General features: G+C 46.5%; 22 protein-coding genes. 6 read left to right on the top strand and 16 right to left on the bottom strand.

Going from position 1 to position 19,781, the window contains the following annotated elements:
* The 6 genes from HMPREF3091_RS11315 (at position 1) to HMPREF3091_RS11290 (ending at position 5,187) form a co-directional block, all read left to right on the top strand.
* Positions 1-1,230 (top strand): acetate/propionate family kinase, encoded by a 1,230-nt coding sequence (locus tag HMPREF3091_RS11315; RefSeq protein WP_070715943.1) that lies wholly within the window; start codon positions 1-3, stop codon positions 1,228-1,230.
* 8 nt (positions 1,231-1,238) lie between these two features.
* Positions 1,239-2,057: a uroporphyrinogen-III C-methyltransferase gene (cobA, locus tag HMPREF3091_RS11310; RefSeq protein WP_070715939.1), complete on the top strand. Its 819-nt coding sequence runs from the start codon at positions 1,239-1,241 to the stop codon at positions 2,055-2,057.
* Positions 2,058-2,071: 14 nt separating this feature from the next.
* The gene (locus tag HMPREF3091_RS11305) at positions 2,072-2,257 is read left to right on the top strand and encodes a hypothetical protein (RefSeq protein ID WP_070715937.1); all 186 of its coding nucleotides are present in this window, start codon (positions 2,072-2,074) and stop codon (positions 2,255-2,257) included.
* Positions 2,250-3,110: a GHMP family kinase ATP-binding protein gene (locus tag HMPREF3091_RS11300; protein ID WP_070715935.1), complete on the top strand. Its 861-nt coding sequence runs from the start codon at positions 2,250-2,252 to the stop codon at positions 3,108-3,110. Before HMPREF3091_RS11305 ends, HMPREF3091_RS11300 begins: the two co-directional genes overlap by 8 nt.
* Before the next feature lie 170 nt (positions 3,111-3,280).
* Entirely contained in the window at positions 3,281-3,694 is a 414-nt protein-coding gene (locus tag HMPREF3091_RS11295; protein WP_083321423.1) for a helix-turn-helix transcriptional regulator, read from the top strand.
* 152 nt (positions 3,695-3,846) lie between these two features.
* Positions 3,847-5,187 carry an AppA family phytase/histidine-type acid phosphatase gene (locus HMPREF3091_RS11290; protein WP_070715932.1) on the top strand — a complete coding sequence of 447 codons (1,341 nt, stop codon included), beginning with the start codon at positions 3,847-3,849 and terminating at the stop codon, positions 5,185-5,187.
* 174 nt (positions 5,188-5,361) lie between these two features.
* Here HMPREF3091_RS11290 and HMPREF3091_RS11285 read toward each other — a convergent pair whose 3' ends face one another.
* From HMPREF3091_RS11285 to HMPREF3091_RS11210, 16 genes are all read right to left on the bottom strand, one after another.
* On the bottom strand, positions 5,362-5,997 hold the full coding sequence (locus HMPREF3091_RS11285; protein WP_246839986.1) for a helix-turn-helix transcriptional regulator: 636 nt from the start codon (positions 5,995-5,997) through the stop codon (positions 5,362-5,364).
* Positions 5,998-6,123: 126 nt separating this feature from the next.
* A complete protein-coding gene (locus HMPREF3091_RS11280) occupies positions 6,124-6,636 on the bottom strand; it encodes a hypothetical protein (protein ID WP_004090483.1) in 513 nt (170 codons plus the stop codon).
* A gap of 10 nt (positions 6,637-6,646) precedes the next feature.
* The gene (locus HMPREF3091_RS11275) at positions 6,647-7,540 is read right to left on the bottom strand and encodes a hypothetical protein (RefSeq protein WP_070715928.1); all 894 of its coding nucleotides are present in this window, start codon (positions 7,538-7,540) and stop codon (positions 6,647-6,649) included.
* 3 nt (positions 7,541-7,543) lie between these two features.
* Positions 7,544-8,257, bottom strand: coding sequence for a hypothetical protein (locus tag HMPREF3091_RS11270; protein ID WP_070715927.1), 714 nt, complete (start codon positions 8,255-8,257; stop codon positions 7,544-7,546).
* Positions 8,244-10,808 carry a TcfC E-set like domain-containing protein gene (locus tag HMPREF3091_RS11265; protein WP_070715925.1) on the bottom strand — a complete coding sequence of 855 codons (2,565 nt, stop codon included), beginning with the start codon at positions 10,806-10,808 and terminating at the stop codon, positions 8,244-8,246. The genes HMPREF3091_RS11270 and HMPREF3091_RS11265 overlap by 14 nt, the downstream gene beginning before the upstream one ends.
* A gap of 16 nt (positions 10,809-10,824) precedes the next feature.
* The gene (locus HMPREF3091_RS11260; protein ID WP_070715923.1) at positions 10,825-11,340 is read right to left on the bottom strand and encodes a hypothetical protein; all 516 of its coding nucleotides are present in this window, start codon (positions 11,338-11,340) and stop codon (positions 10,825-10,827) included.
* Between the two features lie 53 nt (positions 11,341-11,393).
* A complete protein-coding gene (locus HMPREF3091_RS11255) occupies positions 11,394-11,936 on the bottom strand; it encodes a hypothetical protein (RefSeq protein WP_004090491.1) in 543 nt (180 codons plus the stop codon).
* A 371-nt stretch (positions 11,937-12,307) separates the two neighbouring features.
* On the bottom strand, positions 12,308-13,558 hold the full coding sequence (locus tag HMPREF3091_RS11250; protein ID WP_070715921.1) for a TadE/TadG family type IV pilus assembly protein: 1,251 nt from the start codon (positions 13,556-13,558) through the stop codon (positions 12,308-12,310).
* The gene (locus tag HMPREF3091_RS11245; RefSeq protein ID WP_246839985.1) at positions 13,534-13,890 is read right to left on the bottom strand and encodes a hypothetical protein; all 357 of its coding nucleotides are present in this window, start codon (positions 13,888-13,890) and stop codon (positions 13,534-13,536) included. The genes HMPREF3091_RS11250 and HMPREF3091_RS11245 overlap by 25 nt, the downstream gene beginning before the upstream one ends.
* Positions 13,891-13,905: 15 nt before the next feature.
* Positions 13,906-14,424, bottom strand: coding sequence for a tight adherence pilus pseudopilin TadF (tadF, locus tag HMPREF3091_RS11240; protein WP_004090495.1), 519 nt, complete (start codon positions 14,422-14,424; stop codon positions 13,906-13,908).
* Between the two features lie 31 nt (positions 14,425-14,455).
* Complete coding sequence (locus HMPREF3091_RS11235) at positions 14,456-14,947, bottom strand: TadE/TadG family type IV pilus assembly protein (protein ID WP_004090496.1); 492 nt, start codon at positions 14,945-14,947, stop codon at positions 14,456-14,458.
* The gene (locus HMPREF3091_RS11230; RefSeq protein ID WP_035502401.1) at positions 14,947-15,684 is read right to left on the bottom strand and encodes a tetratricopeptide repeat protein; all 738 of its coding nucleotides are present in this window, start codon (positions 15,682-15,684) and stop codon (positions 14,947-14,949) included. The genes HMPREF3091_RS11235 and HMPREF3091_RS11230 overlap by 1 nt, the downstream gene beginning before the upstream one ends.
* Entirely contained in the window at positions 15,671-16,510 is an 840-nt protein-coding gene (locus HMPREF3091_RS11225) for a type II secretion system F family protein (RefSeq protein ID WP_004090498.1), read from the bottom strand. Before HMPREF3091_RS11225 ends, HMPREF3091_RS11230 begins: the two co-directional genes overlap by 14 nt.
* Positions 16,510-17,382, bottom strand: a complete 873-nt coding sequence (locus tag HMPREF3091_RS11220) for a type II secretion system F family protein (protein ID WP_070715918.1) — start codon at positions 17,380-17,382, stop codon at positions 16,510-16,512. The genes HMPREF3091_RS11225 and HMPREF3091_RS11220 overlap by 1 nt, the downstream gene beginning before the upstream one ends.
* A 3-nt stretch (positions 17,383-17,385) precedes the next feature.
* Positions 17,386-18,666 (bottom strand): TadA family conjugal transfer-associated ATPase, encoded by a 1,281-nt coding sequence (locus HMPREF3091_RS11215; protein ID WP_070715916.1) that lies wholly within the window; start codon positions 18,664-18,666, stop codon positions 17,386-17,388.
* Positions 18,666-19,778: a tight adherance operon protein gene (locus HMPREF3091_RS11210; RefSeq protein WP_070715914.1), complete on the bottom strand. Its 1,113-nt coding sequence runs from the start codon at positions 19,776-19,778 to the stop codon at positions 18,666-18,668. The genes HMPREF3091_RS11215 and HMPREF3091_RS11210 overlap by 1 nt, the downstream gene beginning before the upstream one ends.
* Between the last annotated feature and the right edge of the window lie 3 nt (positions 19,779-19,781).

Raw genomic sequence — 19,781 nt, 5'->3', positions numbered from 1 at the left:
ATGTCCGGTAAAATTATGGCGATTAACGCCGGCAGTTCTTCGTTGAAATTTCAGTTGTTTTCTATGATAAATGCGCAGACTGGCCAACAGGACGAGCAGGTGCTGTGTCAGGGGCTTATTGAGCGCATTGGTATGGATGATGCCATATTTAACCTGCGGGTCGGTGATGTGAAATGGCGGGAAACGCTCCCCATTGCCGACTGCCGTCAGGGGGCTGAATACCTGCTTAAAGCGCTTATTAGACACAATGTCATTGAGTCGCTAGATGAGATCGTCGGCGTAGGTCATCGCGTCGCCCACGGCGGCGAAGCCTTTGCCGATTCGGTGTTAATCACGCCGCAGGTGCTGGATAAAATTGAGCAGCTCAGCACATTAGCGCCCTTACATAACCCGGTTAATGCATTGGGCATTCGGGTATTCCAACAAGCTCTCCCACATGCCTACTCGGTAGCGGTGTTTGATACCGCATTCCATCAAACGCTAAGCCAGACCTCGTACCTTTATGCGCTGCCATGGCGCTACTATGAGGAACTGGGAATTCGCCGTTACGGCTTTCACGGCACCAGCCATAAATATGTCAGCACGGTCTGCGCCGAACGCATGGGCCGCCCTTTGGAATCGCTGCGCATAGTATCCTGCCATCTTGGCAATGGCTCCAGTATCTGCGCCATTGGCAACGGACGCTCGGTCAATACTTCCATGGGGTTCACCCCACAGGCCGGTGTCATGATGGGTACCCGCAGTGGTGATATTGATCCTTCCATTTTGCCGTTTATTCAGCAAACGGAGGGAAAAAGCTCAGCCGAAGTTAACCATCTGATTAACAACCAATCGGGCTTGCTGGGCATCTCCGGTATTTCCCACGATTATCGCGACGTAGAACAGGCCGCTCACGACGGCAACCCGCGCGCAGAAGTGGCTTTAGCATTATTTGCCGAGCGGATCCGCGCCGTGATAGGCAGCTATATTGTGCAACTGGGTGGGATTGACGCGCTGATCTTTACCGGTGGCATTGGTGAAAATGCCCGTAACGCACGTCAACAGATATGCCGCGACTTAGCATTTCTTGGGATTGAACTGGATGAAGATAAAAACCTTAAAAATCAGGCTTTCATTCAGCAAGATCATGCTCCTGTGCATATCGCCATCGTCAATACCAACGAAGAATTAATGATTGCTCGCGATGTCCTGCGTGTGGCGCTTAACCAGCCGATCCTCACTACACAATGAGAGAGAATATGAGAAGTGGTAAAGTTTGGCTCGTGGGAGCAGGCCCCGGCGATGCAGCGCTGATTACGGTAAAAGGCCTGCACGCCATTCGTCAGGCAGAAGCCTTGGTGTATGATCGGCTTGTGAGCGCAGAACTACTGGCAGAAGCCCCTGACGGCTGTGAAATGATTAATGTGGGGAAAACACCCAATAACCATTTGGTGCCGCAGCCGCAAATCAATCAAATCTTGATCGATTGTGCCCAGCGCGGCCTGAACGTAGTACGGCTAAAAGGCGGCGATCCTTATGTGTTCGGGCGTGGAGGAGAAGAAGCTGAAGCGCTAGCGCTGGCAGAGATTCCGTTTGAAGTGGTGCCGGGGATCAGTTCCGCTATCGGCGGACTGGCCTACGCGGGTATCCCTGTCACGCATCGTGACTATGCTTCTGGGTTCCACGTGGTCACCGGTCATTTACGGCAAGGCAATGAACCGCAGGACTGGGCAACACTGGCAAAATTGGAAGGCACTCTAATCGTCCTGATGGGAATGACACAGTTGTCCACCATTTGCCAGCAACTGATTGCTGGGGGCAAAGCCCCGACGACGCCCGCCGCGGTGATCATGTATGCCAGCCACCAGCAACAACAAATCGCCAGCGGTACTCTGCTCACGTTAGCCGATCAAGCATCAGCGCAGGGATTATCCGCTCCGGCACTGATTGTTATTGGTGATGTCGTAAACCTGCGCGATACTCTCGCATTCACGCCACAGGCGTTATCGCTGGACGTAATTCCTGCGCTGACACCCGATATCCTTGATGGGAATGGCAATCTAGTACACAGCCAATAGAGGTAGCAGTGGCAATGAGTCAACAAGGTAGAGATGGGCTGGAAATAGCCTTGAAAATCGAGGCTAGCGCAGAAAACATCGTTGATACCGTTGCCCATTATCCCGCGCTGACGCGTGATCGCTTCCAAGCGGCTATCAAAGATACGGCAGATAGCCCGCTGTTGGTCAGCGTTTTACCACAGGGATCTCACTATGGCTGAAGCTCGCTGCCCCGCTTCCTGTGGCGAATTGATTCAGGGCTGGATACTGGGGGGAGAAAAACTCATCTCTTGCCCAATCGATTGGTTCAGCACCGTATCGGTCACCGACGGATGCCCAGACCACCTTGAACGACCGCGTATGCGCCAAATGCTGAAGGCGGTGCTGGCTTACTTCGACCAACCTGCGGATATGGAGCAAGGCCTGCATATCAGCTTCGACTCCACGATCCCGGTATCCAAAGGCCTTGCCAGCAGTACGGCTGATATTGCCGCTACTGCATTAGCGACGGCTCGTCATCTGGGAGAAACGCTAGATGAGACGACAATTGCGAAGCTGTGTGTCTGTCTTGAGCCCACCGACAGTACCGTGTTTCATCAACTAACATTGTTCGATCATCAAACCGCCGCCACGCAGATTTCGTATGACTGGCAGCCCTGCGCGGATATTCTGCTGCTCGAAAGCCCAAATACTCTGAATACCGAAGATTATCACCGTCGTCATCGTCTGCCCGCGCTGCAGGCAAGCGCCCCATCGTTAGCGCAAGCATGGCAGCTCTTTACGCAGGCCGCCGAACAACATGATTACGCCCTGCTCGGACAATCCACCACCCTTAGCGCCAAAGCCAGCCAGCATTTAGTGGTCAAGCCGGATTTTTCTACCCTGTTAGATTTAGTGGAGGATCTGGACTTGTATGGACTCAACGTTGCACACAGCGGTAGCGTAGTCGGCTTACTGCTGGACCGCCACCGCCACGACGTTGAACAGCTATACTGGCAACTACGACAGCGTAAAATCCATCAAAACTATCCAAACCAACATCTGTTAACGATGGTTTCTGGCGGAGTGCGATAGTCCTAAACGCGCTGATTCATCCGCATAGAAATCCTCTCTATCCTGTCATAGTCAGCCCGTTCATTTTTTCTAAACTTATTGTCTTCAATAACTTGATATTTTGTATAGTGCACAATCGATATAATACTGACCATAAACTAATTTTTAATTTAGCCTATAAAGGTCAGCATATGAACAAAGAAAAATTTGTCACCCAAAGCTTCCCTACCGTAATAGGTTGGATTAATGAAAACCTCTGCCGAGGAATAAAAGCAGACGATGTTATAAAAATAACCGGTTATTCACGCTCCTATTTTCTGCGTGAATTCCAGCTAAGCCAAGGTGTTAGCATTTCATCCTTTATAAGAGAAAAACGATTAACAGCCTCTGCAGAAATGCTAGCTCACACCAATATGAAAATTTGCGAAATTGCCCGCGAATTAGGTTTCCCAAGCCAAAGCACCTTTTGTCAGATATTTAAAAGTTATTTTAATATGTCACCAACAGAATTTCGTTATCGCTCAATTTACCAGAGTGAAAAATTTGAGCATGAGAATTTGCATGCCACTCGAACATCAAGCGAGCGTTCTGCGGATCCCGCATAAAACGAGAGCAAGACAATGTTCCCGCTGTGATTATGGCGTATATTAGCGTGGATGCAGATCCTCTCCGGTGATGGATTTTTGATTATGTTTACTATTAATCCTAGACTCAACGGCGAATCTGCGTAACATCCAAAATAATAAAGAGGCTGTAAATGACAATCTCTCTGTTTAACCGTAATAAACCCGCTATTGCACAGCGTATTTTATGTCCTCTGATCGTGGCTTTATTCTCAGGTTTACCGGTATACGCCAGTGATACCGCCCCTGCTGGGTTACAGTTGGAAAAGGTTGTTATCCTAAGCAGACATGGCGTACGCGCGCCAACCAAAATGACACAAACGATGCGCAACGTCACACCTCACCAGTGGCCTGAATGGCCGGTAAAACTCGGCTATATCACGCCCCGCGGTGAACATCTGATTAGCCTGATGGGCGGTTTTTATCGAGAGCGCTTTCAGCAACAAGGCTTATTACCTAAGGATAACTGTCCTACACCAGATGCCGTGTATGTTTGGGCAGACGTCGATCAACGCACACGTAAAACCGGCGAGGCCTTCTTAGCGGGTCTTGCTCCCCAGTGTGATTTAGCGATCCACCATCAGCAAAACATTCAGCAGGCCGATCCGCTGTTCCATCCTGTGAAAGCCGGTATCTGTTCGATGGATAAATCACAGGCACACGCCGCCGTTGAAAAGCAGGCAGGCACACCGATTGAGACGCTCAATCAACGCTATCAAGCCTCTTTAGCGCTGATGAGTTCGGTACTCGATTTTCCAAAATCCCCCTATTGTCAGCAGCTCAATATTGGCAAACTCTGCGATTTTTCACAGGCGATGCCTAGCAGGCTGGCGATAAATGACGACGGTAATAAAGTGGCTCTCGAAGGTGCCGTGGGACTTTCATCGACGCTGGCTGAAATTTTCCTGCTGGAACACGCTCAGGGAATGCCTAAAGTGGCTTGGGGGAATATTCACACTGAGCAGCAATGGGACTCTCTGTTGAAATTGCATAATGCGCAGTTTGACTTGATGTCGCGCACGCCCTATATCGCCAAGCATAACGGTACTCCACTGCTGCAAACTATCGCCCACGCACTGGGTTCCAATATCACGAGTCGCCCACTGCCGGATATTTCGCCAGACAATAAGATCCTGTTTATTGCCGGTCACGACACCAATATTGCCAATATTTCTGGCATGTTAGGGATGACATGGACACTTCCGGGACAGCCAGATAACACGCCTCCGGGTGGCGCTTTGGTGTTTGAACGCTGGGTAGATAACGCGGGGAAACCGTATGTTAGCGTGAATATGGTGTATCAGACACTGGCACAGTTGCACGACCAGACGCCGCTTACGTTGCAGCACCCTGCGGGCAGCGTACGACTAAACATACCAGGTTGCAGCGATCAAACGCCCGATGGCTATTGCCCGCTCTCCACCTTCAGCCGTTTAGTCAGCCACAGCGTTGAGCCTGCGTGCCAGCTTCCTTAACCCGCTTGCAGGTAGGCTATGCCAATAGCTAAAGCGTAAAATTAGGGCAAGTACACCGATGAGCTCTTCGCGATAAAACGCATTACGGTGCACTTGCCCAACGTGTTTCGTCCTCTTCCCCTTTCCGCGTTTTTTCACACAACCAACAGTTTGAACAGAACGCTTGATTCCTGACTAGGACAGAAAACAGACCTTAGACTGGTTGGTCACCTGCAATGTTGCACGGCACAAAATAATCAGTTCGGCGTTGCTTTTGATATTAAATTTTCGCATCACCCTGCGTTTATGTGCGCTGACAGTTTTGACACTCAGCCCTAAAATATTCGCAACACGTGCCAGAGTAAAACCATAGGTGATATAACTCATGATCTTAAGTTCCTGCAAGGAAAGCTCCACGCTCGAGCAACTGCGACATCCCCGACGACAGCCGTGCAGTCTCTCCGTCATCACTCTCGCTTGCGCCCAAGCATAAATAAACTTTTTAGCCAGTATTTTAAGCCGCTCGGTGCGATGGATAAACATTGTATTATCAAAGCAGTGTGGTCGTGATGACAGCTTCAGCATCTGTATATCTCCTTCATAAATGCTGATAAGCAAACTGCCTAATTTGCGCCCGACCAATTCTGGATGGCAAAGCGTTTCTGCTCCTGCGGGAAAAACACGGATAATAATATCGGCCTTCGATAGACTTTTCTCTTGATGTAATAAATTGATTTTTTGATCTGTATGATGCCCAATTATTTCATTTAGAAAATGTAGCAATCCAAACTTATAATATTCGTTCCTGTCATCTACATATATGTTAATCACTAGACAAGCTCCACGGGCAATACATAGCATTACCTCGCTCAGTCGGCAAAATGAACGGCTTATTTTCTTGCTATATCAATCACTATCATTTGGGTATTTGAGCATTGTTCAAACACCCAAATAGGGTTATACCGAAGGCGTGACAATAACCTCATAGGTGCCGCTATACGTTCCCAAAGGATAAGTTTCGCTGCGCTTTGCTGAGGTAAACTGCACCTTAACCCCCTGCGAAGGATCTGGAATGTCCTGCACTGTCGGATAAACGGCTTGGTTATTCAGTGGATACGATGCTGATACTTCCCCACCATTGACGCGGATCCATGCTGGATTAATCTGCATCGGGTCCCCATTCTCAGAAATCAGCTGATTTGCTACTGGAGTTTTCAGTGACAGAGATACTGCGCTCGCGTTACCCACGAAATTAAACGCTGGTGTAACGCCATACATATAGCCATTTTTATCATTAAGCTGCAGGCTAATTGAGCCGTTGGTTACGTCATTACCCGCCACGTAGACCCGCACGCTGGTGCTTATCTCAGCCTGTAAATCAATGCTGGTTCTCACCGGAATCGCCGCCTGCGAAGAACTTACGCCGATCAACGCCAGTGCCAGCGTGGTTAACACTAAAGAATCTTTCATCGGTTTATCCTTAACTATTCGGCGTAATAACGGCCGTCAACGTATCAATCAGTCGTGTACCCGCGGCTAGCCCTCGGGTTGCCTTACCACTCAGCGAGAATTTTATATCCACCCAATCCACCGTCGCGGTTCCGCTAGGTAGCGTTCCTCGATATTGAAAGCCGGGTTCTATTTCACGCCCCGCTATGCTTATTTGATAAGGAATTAAGTTCGCCCCCACCGAAGACCTGAGTTGATAGTGGCTGTCTTTTTGCTGCGTTGACTCAAAAGTCACACTATAAGGCAGTGCCTCATCGCCCGACTGCAAAGTTTTAGCCACTTTCAGGCGGGCAGTGGCGGCGGCATCATTCAGCTCTCCCACCAGCCCCAACGACAATGCGGGTTTGTCAAATGTGGCCTCAATCGTCGCCGATTCAGTCTGTAACGCCGTAAGATCCAGATAGATTGGATAGCTCTCGCTGCCTCCTCCGTCTTCAATGTTAAAATTCACGTTACCTATCTGCACGCGGGGAAATGAACTCGGTATGGTAAATGAACGTTCCCGTTTAAAAGTACGATTCACGGTCCTCACCCCCACGCGTTTTTCACTCGCCGGTGGAGCAAACGTCACTAGGTCGCCACATACCACCTGACGTTCATCCATAAAAAACTTCAGAGGGAAACGCAGCGCGCCAAGCATTAAATCACCGCCTTCACAGCGCCCACCACCTGCAGGAGAAACCTGTAGCGTCAGCGATTTGTCGGCGGGTTGACGCACAGTAAGCGTATCCGCGCCGCTCGCATCGCTAATCCCTTCATGCAACATGCGGATTGAACCGTTCGGCTGAGGCTGTATTACCCATGCTCCCGCCAATACATAGCTAGACTGGAACAACGCTACCGCTAATAACATCGGGTATTTCATGCATCACTCCTTAAGCTGACATTTCTCATAGGAATAGAGCTTGCCATCCATGTTAAACGCCAAATGGCTATGTACCGTCAGCGCTCGCGTATGCTCTGGATAAACGTTGAATACGGCTTTGTCTTTACGCCCGTCAATCACCAAATCGCGCATTTCACTACGTACGTTACCTGTCGCCGTAAGTGTCCACTGGTTACCATTACAGCTAACAGCCAAGCCTTGAGTGCGTTTTCCCTCCGGCAAATAACGCAGCAACACGTCATAGCCAATAGCAAAACGAACTTTCCCCTTATCAATTTCTTGCTCTGGATAGCTAGGACGTATGCGCAAACGATATAGCGTCTCTCGTTCAACCGGCTTCAACGGCATAATTCTAACCTTGCGTTCTTCACCAAAAGGAATAATCAATTTAGTGGGCGAAAACACCAGAGTAGGATCCTCTGCACCCAGCTCTTTAACCATGTTTTCTTTGCTGTCACCAGGATTAGTAATATGGAAAAGCTCTAGCGTCACGAATTCATAGCTCTTATTTTCTGACTTGGCGGTATCAACGCTATCAACTGCCCGATACATCGATTTAACGGTCACATAGTTGTCACGCGGTGACTCTTGCTTAATGTCTTTAATGATGGGAAATACTTCAATAGCCTGTGAAATATTCGTAGACGTAAGCAAAGCTATTCCCAGTGGCAACATTGCCAATTTATTCAGTTTCACAATTAACCTCACGTATTTGCATAATGCCTTGAGTCATTTTGACGTTCGAATTATTTAGCGGGCAGATATAGCTCAGCCCCTCTTTACTCACCTTCAACTTTTCTAACTGGCTCTCGGTATCTAGAGTAAAATCACCAACAAATAACCCTTCTGCATCGGTCATCGCATTACCACCCACTACACGTGCGTTTGCCAACGGCACTCCGTCGAGATAGAGGCGACCGGTGACGGTCTGGTTTTTTGTCGCATTGACTTTGACGTGATAGACCTGCCCCGGCATGGCCCAAGTAGAAGACGATTGGGTCGAGAGGTTGTAAAATGCGTTAGTATCCGTGGTATAAACCTGTTCCGCTTTGGGGGATATTTTCTGGTATGGCTGAATAGTCAGCGTTGTTTTTTTCCCACCTTCCACCACGACCGGTTCATTACCGCGGTTACGCACCTCGAAATATTGATCTTCAGGCAACGAACTGGCATCCACAATAAGCGCTGCGGTGTTATCCACTTTGCCATAGCCAAACTCGCCGTCACCAATGGCAAAGCCGCTACGCTGCGAAAGGTACTGTTGACTGTAATGGTTATTACCAAAAGATTTGGATACGCCAACGGCGGTATAGCCATAGCCGTTATCCATCACCAGACCGGCACCGCTGTTATTCTCACTATTTGGCCCATGATTCACGCTGGCATTTACCGTATATTTCCCACCGCGGTCGAATTCAGGGTTATCCAGGTTCAATGTATAATCGGCGCTATAAATATTTTGTTTACTGCCCTCATCGCTCATGCGTGAACGTAGATAGAGGGATTGGTAATGGTTATAACTGCGCTCACGCATTCCCAAGGTAAACTGCGCAAATATTTTGTCTTCTGCCGTCGTATTATGAGAATACCGGCTGGTCATCTCGTTAATGCCACGGTGATAGCCAAGATCGACACGCAAATTTAAATAATCCGACAAGGTAAAGTCACGATTTAAATTGACGTCCCAACTTTCAAACTCCGTCTTATTTTGGCGGCCATAATCCTGATAGAGGGTATTTAAACCAAAGTTAATCCCTAACCCAACGTTCCACGGCAAAAACGTATTGGCGCCAAATTGTAAATATTCAAAATCATAAGCGGGCACCAAGCCAAAGCGATGATAGTCCTCCTCATCCCCTTTGAAACGGTTGTCGCGATAGCTCACGTTCATGCTCAGGGCATACAGGTTTTTCATCAGCCCAACCTGATAGCCGGAGCTACCGTCAAGCCCCATCACACCATCGGCATATAAGCGTTCCGCAAACCAGCTATTGATCGGCAAGTCTAGGCTGGCATTGGCATAGCCATCCTCGTTATCCATCAGAAATCCACTCCCCAGAGAGACTACGGAGTCGGTGGTGTAACCCAACGACAGCCCAGCAAAATGGCTTGGACTGGAATAACGATCGCGATCATTCCCATCAATGTCGCACTGACGGCAAGAATAACGATTAGATGAAAACTGCCCCTGATGATCGTCATAGCGGCCTAACTGAACCGCATACTCCAGATCGCCAGAGCGAAATGAGCCATTACGCTTCAAAAAAGGCTGGAGCTTCTCCTCGCGGCTACCGTTAACCAGCTTGGATACCAACAAAACATCATAGCCACCAGACGGCCACCCTTCGGTGTTTAAGTGCTGCAAGCCCGCAGGAAACTGCTGCAGATCGATTAAACGCCCGTTACGATACACCTCAACCGTTCCTGCCTGTGGTAGATAGACGGTGACGGGCGAGGCCGCGCCGTCACCAGGATTGAGGTAGTTATCGGTCATATACCCCAACGAAATACCGTCAAAGCTAACAGGATTGAAAAAACTGTAGGTCACCGAAGGCGTACTCGATATTAGATTATCGCTCAGTCTCTGCCGGCCAGCTTTAAAACGCGTGTTTTCGTGTTCCAGATACAGCGCCAGTTCATCAAGATTAAAATCAATCTCTTTGGAATAACTCCATGCTCCTTTAACGTAGCTGTTGCCCGTAATATTGAGCGTGTCATTTGAAGATAAACTCAGGCTATCGCCATAGGTATCAGAGAGGTAATTCAGATTATGGCTATGCACAAAACCAGGGCGATTGCGGTGTGGAATGTAGGTTTTGTCATAAGCCTTATCTCCCGTTTTAAACAGGGAGGCAGGAAAAATGAGATGCAATGACGCGTCTGATTCATTTACCGTGGCTACAATCTCATCTCGAGAAAACCCCTGCTTATTCACTCGACGCAAAGGAGCTGAAAGTTTCTTGAGCAACTCTTTCGGAGAGACATTCAGCGCAGGCATATCCACGGCGGTTATTTGCTCAACAATGACCTGTGGCGACATCAGAAAAACATCGTTTTGGTCGTACTCAACGCCAATGGAGCCTATAGAAGAATCCGCATAAATAATATCAAGCACACCACTTTGCTTGGCGTTAAAAATGTCTTCAAACCCTTCAGGCAGTGGAATCGAAGAGGCCATTAATGGGGTAAATGCACAGCCAAAACCGACACCAAGAATAACAATGCTGGCAGTTATTTTATTATTCATTATTCTCTGTCTCTATCTATAAAATAGGCATTACGATTAATGTAAATGTATTCGCGTATTTACCCTTGGTGTAATTCCCAGCCAAAAACTCAGAAATAAACTTAACCTTGACGCCATTGGAGGTTGTCGCCTGGCTAATATTTTTTAATACAGGAAGTCGCAGCTTTTTAGTAGAGTCCGTTTCTACCCCCTGATGAATAAAACTTCCATCCAAATTAATATGTGTATCTCCACCAAAAACCTGCGGCAGCACAAACTGATTTTCTAAAAAAACAATCTCAGCGTTATCAACATTACCTATCAGATGAAAGAAACTCGACGTATTTTCAAATTTCTGAGAAATACCATTAATAGGTAATGGGAAATCAAATTCCTTTCCGTTGAGAGGCCTATCTTCATAATACAGGGCGATTCTTGCTATCGACTCGGCAGAGATATCCAAATCAACCTGAGAATTGGGTATTGAAAAAACTGCCTGACTCCATAACAACAGCGCGGCGACAATACCGACGGCACAGTTATTTTTAATCATGTTTAAAACAGGGCCAGCCTAACGCTGACCCTGACCTGATTTAATAAAGAATATTAAGGTTTAGCATTTACGTTAGCGTATACAACGCCGGTGTAGTTGCCTTGACCCAGTGCGTCATACTTTTTATCAGAAACAAACTTGAACATGAGTGGCAGTTCACCATGTGTACCGTTTGCATTCAGGGTGTAATCTTTTGAATCACCAGATGCGGCAAATTCTTGGCTGCCCGCAGCGGTAATCGTACTGATTTTATAAGTCATATCATTAAGCGTGCCGCCCTGAGTGCTATACAGAGTAAACGCATCACCGGTGACAGACTGGCTATCATCCAAAGTCAAAGCGACTTCCAGCTTGGTTACGTCATTATTCCACAGCTTTAACGCCGTGGTTTGCGCCTCCATGTAGCCTGACGCCGCTGGCGTTAGTTCTACGTCCATATCCGTGATAGGACGGCCACCCGGATCGGTAATGGTTGCACTATCAGGAACGTTCGCACTCACGTTGAACTTCGTATCATAGCTCGCTGGCGTCGATGCCATTGCTGAAGCAGACATCACAAGACCAGCCAATACAGACAACATAGTTTGGGTTTTCATTAAAAATTAAATCCTTGTTATAAAAAATGAATCTTTAAACGGAATAGCGTAATACACGATGAATAGTGTTAATGGCCGAGACCATTAAATACATTAATCGGCGGTATTGTTGATAATGCCATTCCGTTGTGCTGCGTAATGAACAGAGAACGATGAATACTAAAGATCTTGCGCACACTGAAATACCGTTCAGTGACGCAATGTAAAGTTCCTTATTACATATTCACTCTTTAATAAGCACGCCCCGCCACATTACGGAAGCCATAGTAAATTTCGCCTAAAATAAATTCTTGAAAAAAATCTCAGTTTTCCTCACAAAGCATCAACGGCAATTATTCCCATAGTCGTGAGAGAGATAAAATCAGATGAAATTAATTATCTTTAAGAATATTATGCCCAACTTCTTCAAACACGGCTCGGCGGAGATCTTCCTCCAACTCATCAATGGTTTGAGGTAAATAGAAGTTTTTATCTCCAACGCAACTTTTCCAATCTACCGTTGGATAATAGGCAATGCCAATAAATGAAATTTTCCCCACTGACTCATCCGTGCTTAACACCTGTCTAATTTTATCGCACATGCCCGCGTTGATAAGATTCGGTGTAATCATCACATTTTTGGGATCATCAGTACCATCCGAAACAATCACCATAACCTTGCGTGAGGCGGTACCTGAGGCTAAATAAGGCACGCCAAGCAATACGCCAGAGCTAACCAACGTTCCCCCTTCGGCACTCATGTCGTTAATTTGATTTATTTCAGCAGGGCTACTGGTCAACGGAACCTTCCATGAATGACTGTTGCGTAGGCAGGTACTCCCGTTAACGTTGGAAAGTGGGATCTGAATATCATGAACTGGATTCGGTATTGCTGCTACGCTGCCTGAAATATCGATGTATTTCTCTAATGCCTTGTAATTTCCGCCTGCTAATATATTCGAAGGAACAGGCCCATGACTCACGAACGGAAAATCACAGTTTGTCCCCTCTTTCCCTCCCCAACCAAAAGGGACAAAACCAACTTTATTATCAATATTGTAGGAAAACAGCTCATCCGACAGCTTTAATACAATACGTTTTAGTTCGGCTAGTTTGGTACTACCGCCAAAACCTTCGTTCATTGAACCTGAAAAATCGGTAACAAAAATAACGTCCATGTTGGAACGAAACTTACGTGCTGCGCCGTTATCACCAATAACCACCTGTTTGTCAAAACTGGGGAAGAACGTAGAAGAAAACCACGAATCCTGAAGCGTTTGTCCGCTCACCCGATATTCTACATACGATAAATTTTGGTTATTGGGTGAAATACCGCTTTTCACAATCACTGTGGGTTTAAAAACCTCCACATCGTGACGCATATAGGCTCGGAAATAATCACTCGACAACGTATAATTTCGCTGTGCTCCGTCACCGTTATCTTCTGCCGTTAATGCCAACGCGGCTTGTTCCATGGCATCAGAGAGCCTAGCTCGCTCAGTAATATAGCGTGAACCCTCCAGCCCAAACGCCGCCATACTGAGCAAAAAACCCGACATCATGACAAAACTAATGGCAAATGCGCCACTGCGATCCTGTTTAAAGCGTCGAATACTGGCTAACAGTGGTTGCTGCATAAACATAGTTGCTCCTTATTATTTAAGGTTCCACGACTACCCGCTTTATTGTCGTTAAAACAAATAAGATAAGGTAAAGGACCTGGGCGATATTTCGCCACCGCCTGCCCCGTTCGGTCATGGATATATTTTATTTCCCCGATAAACTCTGGCCCTGCGGGGTTAATATCGAAAACATCAATTTTCATTTGTGATCTCAACGTTGGGCTCAAATAAAGCATCTGGTTTATTTCATCGATTAAGATCGGCTGATTTGGTTGAGCCGAATCGATAAATATCACCGCCTGTTGCTGCGCAGCATGAAGAGGAAACAGAAGCCATAGCAGGCTAAATAACACACCGAGCCTCATCATCTAGCGCAGCATCACAATGGAGAATGAAGACATCACAGGCTTTTCCTCGTTTGACGTTAAACGGGTAAACCAGCTAAACGTGGGCAGACAAACAGTAACCTGATAGAGCGGCACCCATCGTCCATAGCTACCGCGTGGCGTCAGTTGCTGCAATTGATTTAGTGGCTGCGGTGGCAGGCATTGCCCCGCGCTGCCACTGTCCCAAGACTTATACAGCTTGATCTGCTTTCTATCGTCGCCTAAACGAATGGGATCTTCGAAATGCATTTCTTCCACATGCAGGCTCATTTGCGAAAGGTCGATCGTGCTGTTCATATCGGTAAGTATTCGTCTCGCTAAATCGGCAACGGCATTAACGTCTTGTTGGTTCAACGTTTCACGCGCGTCATAGAGTTGGATGCGCTCCCGTAAAATACCGGCGATGGAATAAGAAACACGATCTAACTTCCCAATTGTCGCCTGACGAATCACTAAATCCGTCAGGAAGAAAATAAAGAAGATGAGCGCAATTGAAATCATGACAAACTCAACCGATACCGAGGCTCGTCTGTCAGTCCATAAACTTGGAACGTTCATATTCTTGAACAAAAATCACCTCGCGATTTAATAAGTTGTTGGCCCAAATATCGGGAAAGGGAAAGAACATAGGATGATATTGATATTCCAATTGATAACGCGCTAAAGGCTTATACCGCGAATCACCGCTGGTGCCGCCTGTATCAGTCATTTCTCGAATAGAACCCGCATAGGTAATATTCATCGTGACGGCGTCCGGCCGAGTCAGGAATCCCCAAATAGCGCCGCCTTGCTCGGTGATACGCTTTTGGAAACGATTGTCGTAACCTCCGCCATCAGCGGCAGAGGCATTTTTAGATTCTTTAGCGGCCTCAGAAACCGCCAAATCAATTACCGCAGAGATATAAGACAGCCGCGCAATCTCAGCGACAAACAGCACTAAGAAAATAAATAGTATTATCGTCAAAGAAAATTCAATTGAGGCTGCGCCCTCATTATCTCGGATAAAGCGTTTGCGTAATGCCATTACCCCATTCCTTTTTCTGTCGGATTAATCATGGCTAGCGCATCAATCAACTCATCGCTGCGCTCCGATAGCCCTTCATTTATAATGATATCTCTGGCGTAGCGGCGATCGCCGACCTTAACCAACGACAGCACTAGGTTGTGAAGCAGTTGAGACTGCTTGCGTCCACGTAAATACTGCGGTAGCAACAAGCTGACGGCATCCTGATAGCGATGATCCAACACCGCTACCATGGCCATATTATTAATAGCCACATCATCAGCGATAAACAGGCTGCGAGCCTTTTCGATAGACTGCAATCCTTCCGTTAGTTTTCCCGACTGTGCCTGAGCCACACCTTTCAGGTTATATGCTTCCGCACTTTGCGGTTCGCGCTGCAACATTTTTTCAGCCACTCTGATGGCCTGTGGATAGTCACCCAAGGCAATCATATTTTGTGCCTGTAACGTATAAATGTTTAGGTCCGGTGTTTTAAACAACGGCTGCATAAAGTAGAGCGACGATTTGTAATCACCTGATTGATAGTAATAGCGTGCTAATTTAAGTCGTACCGCTGGATCTTCTTTCTGCTTTAGCCAACTACGATAAAGATTAATTAATCCGTTATAATTTTTTGCCTTGAGCAATATATCTTCACGATAATTCATATCGCTGGCAGAGCTAGGCACTCGTTGAATACATCCTGATAATAACGTGGCACACATCAACGCTATAACAATATTTTTAGAAATGTGCATTTTGCATAATCCTTAAAATGCCTGGTGCGGCGATTAAAATAGTAATAGGGAACATAATAAATAGAATTAGCGGCACACTCATTTTGGCGGATAGTTTGCCTATTTTCTCTTCCGAACTCAGTAGCTGCATGTCTCGAATATCTTTCGAAAGCTCCATCAGATTTTCATATAACGATGTACCATAGTGCACACTCTGCTGTAAGGTGGCGCAAAACATGCGTATTTCCGTCATATCCATCGAACGATAGAGATCCATGAGCCCTTCTTCCAACCCGCTCACTTCAGCGCGTTTAACAAGATGCGACATTAAATCCGCCAGATTTTTATCGAGATCGGCGGAACGCTCAGCAATAAATTTCACCGAACTTTCAACCGTCATGCCCGCCTGCACACATACCGCAATGAGATCGACAAAATAAGGCAACGCATCCAGCATCAGCTTAATGCGAGTATTAATCGCTGGATTTAGCATCATGGCTGGCAGTACCAATACAATCATAAAAATAAAAAGCATGATCATGGCTAGCGCTTTCATACTGATGGAAAAGACACCAATAATATTTAGAACCAGTAATGCCCCTCCAATCACACCGCAAATACGCGCCTTGAGTGGAAGGCTTTTTTCTAAATCATTAAGAAACGTTAGCCACCGACTGTTACTTATGATCAACGCTCGATAATCGATGGTTGAATACTGATTCTGTTGCTTACCCTCAGCTTTAGGTGCGACAATTTCCCGCTGTTTTTTCCAATACTGTTGATGGCGTATCGCCAACAGCACCATGAAAATACCTAGCAGCACCATGACTAAATATGGCATCACCATTAAAGTGCCCTTCTTAACAGAATCCAGATAATGATCATGCCAATCGCCTCACTGGCAATCACATAATAAAGAATGAGTCGACCGACAGGATCGTGAACGACAAAGTCAAAATTCTCCGGACTGAAGTATTTCATTCCACAGAAAAACAGCAGCGGTAAAGATGCAACGATTTTGGCCGATGTCCTCGCTTCAGAGGTCATCGCCGATTTACGCCGAGCCATATTTTTACTGTTGTTCACAATCCGCGATAACCGACCAATTAACGTGCGTAGCTGGCCACCATGCTGAAGGCTCACCAACATCACCACGACAAAAAAATAAAACTCACGATAGCGATAGTTTTGCCACGCATCGTTGAAGACACGCTCGGGATCTTCTCCCAAATTCAAGCGGCGATCGATGCGATGAAATGTGACGCCTAAATCGCCATCAATTCCTTCTCCGCAACGGTGCAACGCCTGATGAATACTGTTACCCGCAGAAACCGCAGCATTGACTACAGAGAGGATTTCAGGGAAACGGTCTTCAAAATATCGTCGATGCAGGCTACGACCAATTCTCAGTTGAGCAATAAACATCACCATTAGCGTCGTTGGCAGGAAAAACATCACGTCAAACTGAAGCCAATTAGCATTAAGGAATAACAGTACGAGCAAAAGCATTAGAGCCACCATCGCTCCTTTCATTCCTTTAAGGCTTAAATCACCCAACGCATATCGCTTCCACTCCAACCAGAGATGCGTCACATAATTTATGACCAACGACGGCTTTGGGTGCGAGTTACTCTTTGACGCAATCTTGGTCAATTTTCGCCAGTTAAATAGATTAAAACCGAAGATCGCGAGACCAATAAATAGGATCAGGAAAGCCATGCCTCACTCCATGCCGAATATGTGTTTTAGCTCATCACTAACGTCAAACATCACCGCATTGCGCATCACGGTAGAACGAATTAAAAGACCATGATTAACAAACTCACCTTTAATTTTTCCATTTTCATCACGCTCTGATTGACTTTGGAAAGTAAAAATATCCTGCAAAATAACCCTATCGCCTTCAATACCCATAACCTCACTAATGTTCATTATTTTTCGGCTACCATCATTTAATCTCGATACTTGAATGATAATGTTAATTGCGGAAACGATATTTCGGCGTATCGACTCCATCGGGATATTCATCCCAGCCATCATCACCATATTTTCCAAGCGAGAAATAGCGTCACGAGGATTATTCGCATGCAGCGTAGACATAGAACCATCGTGCCCAGTATTCATCGCCTGTAGCATTTCGAAGGACTCTTCGCCACGGCACTCACCGACAATAATTCGGTCTGGTCTCATCCTGAGTGAGTTAATCAGCAAGGCTCTCATGGTGATTTGACCGGTATTCTCCACCCCGGCTAAACGCGTTTCCATTCTCAATACGTGGGGCTGCATCATGCGCAACTCTGCCGCATCCTCCATCGTGATAATACGTTCACTCGGATCGATGTATTTTGACAGCGCATTCAAAAGCGTGGTTTTACCTGAGCCAGTTCCCCCTGAGATAATAATGTTCACTCGACAGCGAGCGGCAATAATCAGGAAATTAGCCATCTGCCCACTCATCGCTCCCATACGAATGAGATCGGATAACTCGATATTACTTTTTCCAAACTTACGAATAGAAATGGAGGTGCCATCGAGCGCAATAGGTGGGATTGCTACGTTCAAACGGCTGCCGTCATGCAACCGAGCATCTACCAGAGGCCGTCCTTCATCAAGGCGTCGTCCCACCTTTTGAACCAAACGTTTAGCAATATCGGTCAACTGATTATTATTAATAAAGCGGCACGTGGTCAGTTCCAATTTACCGAAACGCTCTACGTAAATACGTTCCGGCCCGTTAACCAAAATATCACTGACGGTTTCATCTTCAAGCAGAGGTCTTAATGGGCCATAGCCCAAAATTTCGTCAGCCATCATTTCAGCAAAAGCATTCTGAGTTTGGGAACTTAAATAGATATTTTGCTGCTCCGCAACCCCTTCCAACACACGATTCATTTCTGCGAGTAGCTGAACACGATCGTCAACTAAGGTTTCGATAGTATTGATTTCGATATTTTGTAAAACGCCTTCACGTAGCACTTCTTGAATTTCAATACTGATATCCATTATACCTCCTGGCGTTTCTTCAACAGGCGATTAATCAACGAGCCCTTATTACCCGACGCTCCGCCAAGAATTAAGCGGGTTAAACGATCGATAGGGGCCGCTTTGCGGCTAAATCCCGCTAAACGCGTGACACCGTCTTTTTGTTTGTTATAAGGAAAATGCACGTCCAACGGACGTCCCAACAACGACTGAATATCTTCCATGCTCAGCATATTCATGGTGAACGGCCTGCTGTCATTCAGACAGATAAACAATCTACGTGGAGCAAGCTGGGAGCGATTTAATGACTCAATGACCTCAATCATGCCACGCGCCACCCGTACAGAGGCCATGGAGCGATCCATGACTAAAACCAGACAGGATGAGCTTTCGACTAATTGGCGTAGCGTTTCTTTATTGACCGTATTTATTGCTTCTTCAAATAATACAAAGTTATATTTCTGAAAACTGTCCTGCGAGAGATCGGGATAAAACGCGCTATTACTACTCATCAGATCGAGATTTTTTTGCCCAGCCACAATCTCCTGCACCATTTTCTTGCCGGTCAGTAGATCAAGATCGCGTGATCCCGCCGCGCCTTGCACAAATAAGGACGGCATGTCTCGTAACTGAACAATATTGCTGATGGTTTGGTAGGCAATGGAACTATTTCCCACCCCACCTTTACAGCCCAAAATGCTAATACTGACTGCCCAGCGAGTCGCTTTAAGATTGGTTCCTAAAATCGCTGCCTGCACAAATAACTCGCGCTGAGAGTTCAAATTAAAATATTGAATACCCTGGCGTAAAAAGGCCTGCGCTAGCATGATAGAATCACTATCGCCCACCACACAGCACCATACCCCCCGCGGAACCATCGCTAAGATCGTGGGTACGATATCTTCAATGTATTCCTGATGGCCTATATCAATGACGATGCCATAGTCTTTTTCAGAAATAGTCAGCGTTTTAGTCGCATGTAAATCTTGCAAAACGCTTTCTACCTGATTAAAACCTGCCAGTCTTATCAGTTGACTTAATTCCTCATTGATAATTTTACGTGAGGATAAAACATAAAAAGCCTTCTCATTGAGAGATGACTTCACATCACCCTTTTGCGGGAATAACAGCATGCT

The organism is Hafnia sp. HMSC23F03 (assembly GCF_001816025.1).
Taxonomy (GTDB): domain Bacteria; phylum Pseudomonadota; class Gammaproteobacteria; order Enterobacterales; family Enterobacteriaceae; genus Hafnia; species Hafnia paralvei.
This window is presented reverse-complemented; position numbering and strand designations above follow the sequence as displayed.

What these genes read in the sequence shown, in the direction of transcription:
- HMPREF3091_RS11275 (WP_070715928.1), bottom strand. Translation starts at nt 7,540, where the DNA reads ATGAAATACCCGATGTTATTAGCGGTAGCGTTGTTCCAGTCTAGCTAT.
- HMPREF3091_RS11300 (WP_070715935.1), top strand. Translation starts at nt 2,250, where the DNA reads ATGGCTGAAGCTCGCTGCCCCGCTTCCTGTGGCGAATTGATTCAGGGC.
- HMPREF3091_RS11250 (WP_070715921.1), bottom strand. Translation starts at nt 13,558, where the DNA reads ATGTTTATGCAGCAACCACTGTTAGCCAGTATTCGACGCTTTAAACAG.
- HMPREF3091_RS11260 (WP_070715923.1), bottom strand. Translation starts at nt 11,340, where the DNA reads ATGATTAAAAATAACTGTGCCGTCGGTATTGTCGCCGCGCTGTTGTTA.
- HMPREF3091_RS11235 (WP_004090496.1), bottom strand. Translation starts at nt 14,947, where the DNA reads ATGGCATTACGCAAACGCTTTATCCGAGATAATGAGGGCGCAGCCTCA.
- HMPREF3091_RS11265 (WP_070715925.1), bottom strand. Translation starts at nt 10,808, where the DNA reads ATGAATAATAAAATAACTGCCAGCATTGTTATTCTTGGTGTCGGTTTT.
- tadF (WP_004090495.1), bottom strand. Translation starts at nt 14,424, where the DNA reads ATGATTTCAATTGCGCTCATCTTCTTTATTTTCTTCCTGACGGATTTA.
- HMPREF3091_RS11230 (WP_035502401.1), bottom strand. Translation starts at nt 15,684, where the DNA reads ATGCACATTTCTAAAAATATTGTTATAGCGTTGATGTGTGCCACGTTA.
- cobA (WP_070715939.1), top strand. Translation starts at nt 1,239, where the DNA reads ATGAGAAGTGGTAAAGTTTGGCTCGTGGGAGCAGGCCCCGGCGATGCA.
- HMPREF3091_RS11305 (WP_070715937.1), top strand. Translation starts at nt 2,072, where the DNA reads ATGAGTCAACAAGGTAGAGATGGGCTGGAAATAGCCTTGAAAATCGAG.
- HMPREF3091_RS11215 (WP_070715916.1), bottom strand. Translation starts at nt 18,666, where the DNA reads ATGGATATCAGTATTGAAATTCAAGAAGTGCTACGTGAAGGCGTTTTA.
- HMPREF3091_RS11255 (WP_004090491.1), bottom strand. Translation starts at nt 11,936, where the DNA reads ATGAAAACCCAAACTATGTTGTCTGTATTGGCTGGTCTTGTGATGTCT.
- HMPREF3091_RS11225 (WP_004090498.1), bottom strand. Translation starts at nt 16,510, where the DNA reads ATGGTGATGCCATATTTAGTCATGGTGCTGCTAGGTATTTTCATGGTG.
- HMPREF3091_RS11290 (WP_070715932.1), top strand. Translation starts at nt 3,847, where the DNA reads ATGACAATCTCTCTGTTTAACCGTAATAAACCCGCTATTGCACAGCGT.
- HMPREF3091_RS11220 (WP_070715918.1), bottom strand. Translation starts at nt 17,382, where the DNA reads ATGGCTTTCCTGATCCTATTTATTGGTCTCGCGATCTTCGGTTTTAAT.
- HMPREF3091_RS11315 (WP_070715943.1), top strand. Translation starts at nt 1, where the DNA reads ATGTCCGGTAAAATTATGGCGATTAACGCCGGCAGTTCTTCGTTGAAA.
- HMPREF3091_RS11210 (WP_070715914.1), bottom strand. Translation starts at nt 19,778, where the DNA reads ATGCTGTTATTCCCGCAAAAGGGTGATGTGAAGTCATCTCTCAATGAG.
- HMPREF3091_RS11295 (WP_083321423.1), top strand. Translation starts at nt 3,281, where the DNA reads ATGAACAAAGAAAAATTTGTCACCCAAAGCTTCCCTACCGTAATAGGT.
- HMPREF3091_RS11280 (WP_004090483.1), bottom strand. Translation starts at nt 6,636, where the DNA reads ATGAAAGATTCTTTAGTGTTAACCACGCTGGCACTGGCGTTGATCGGC.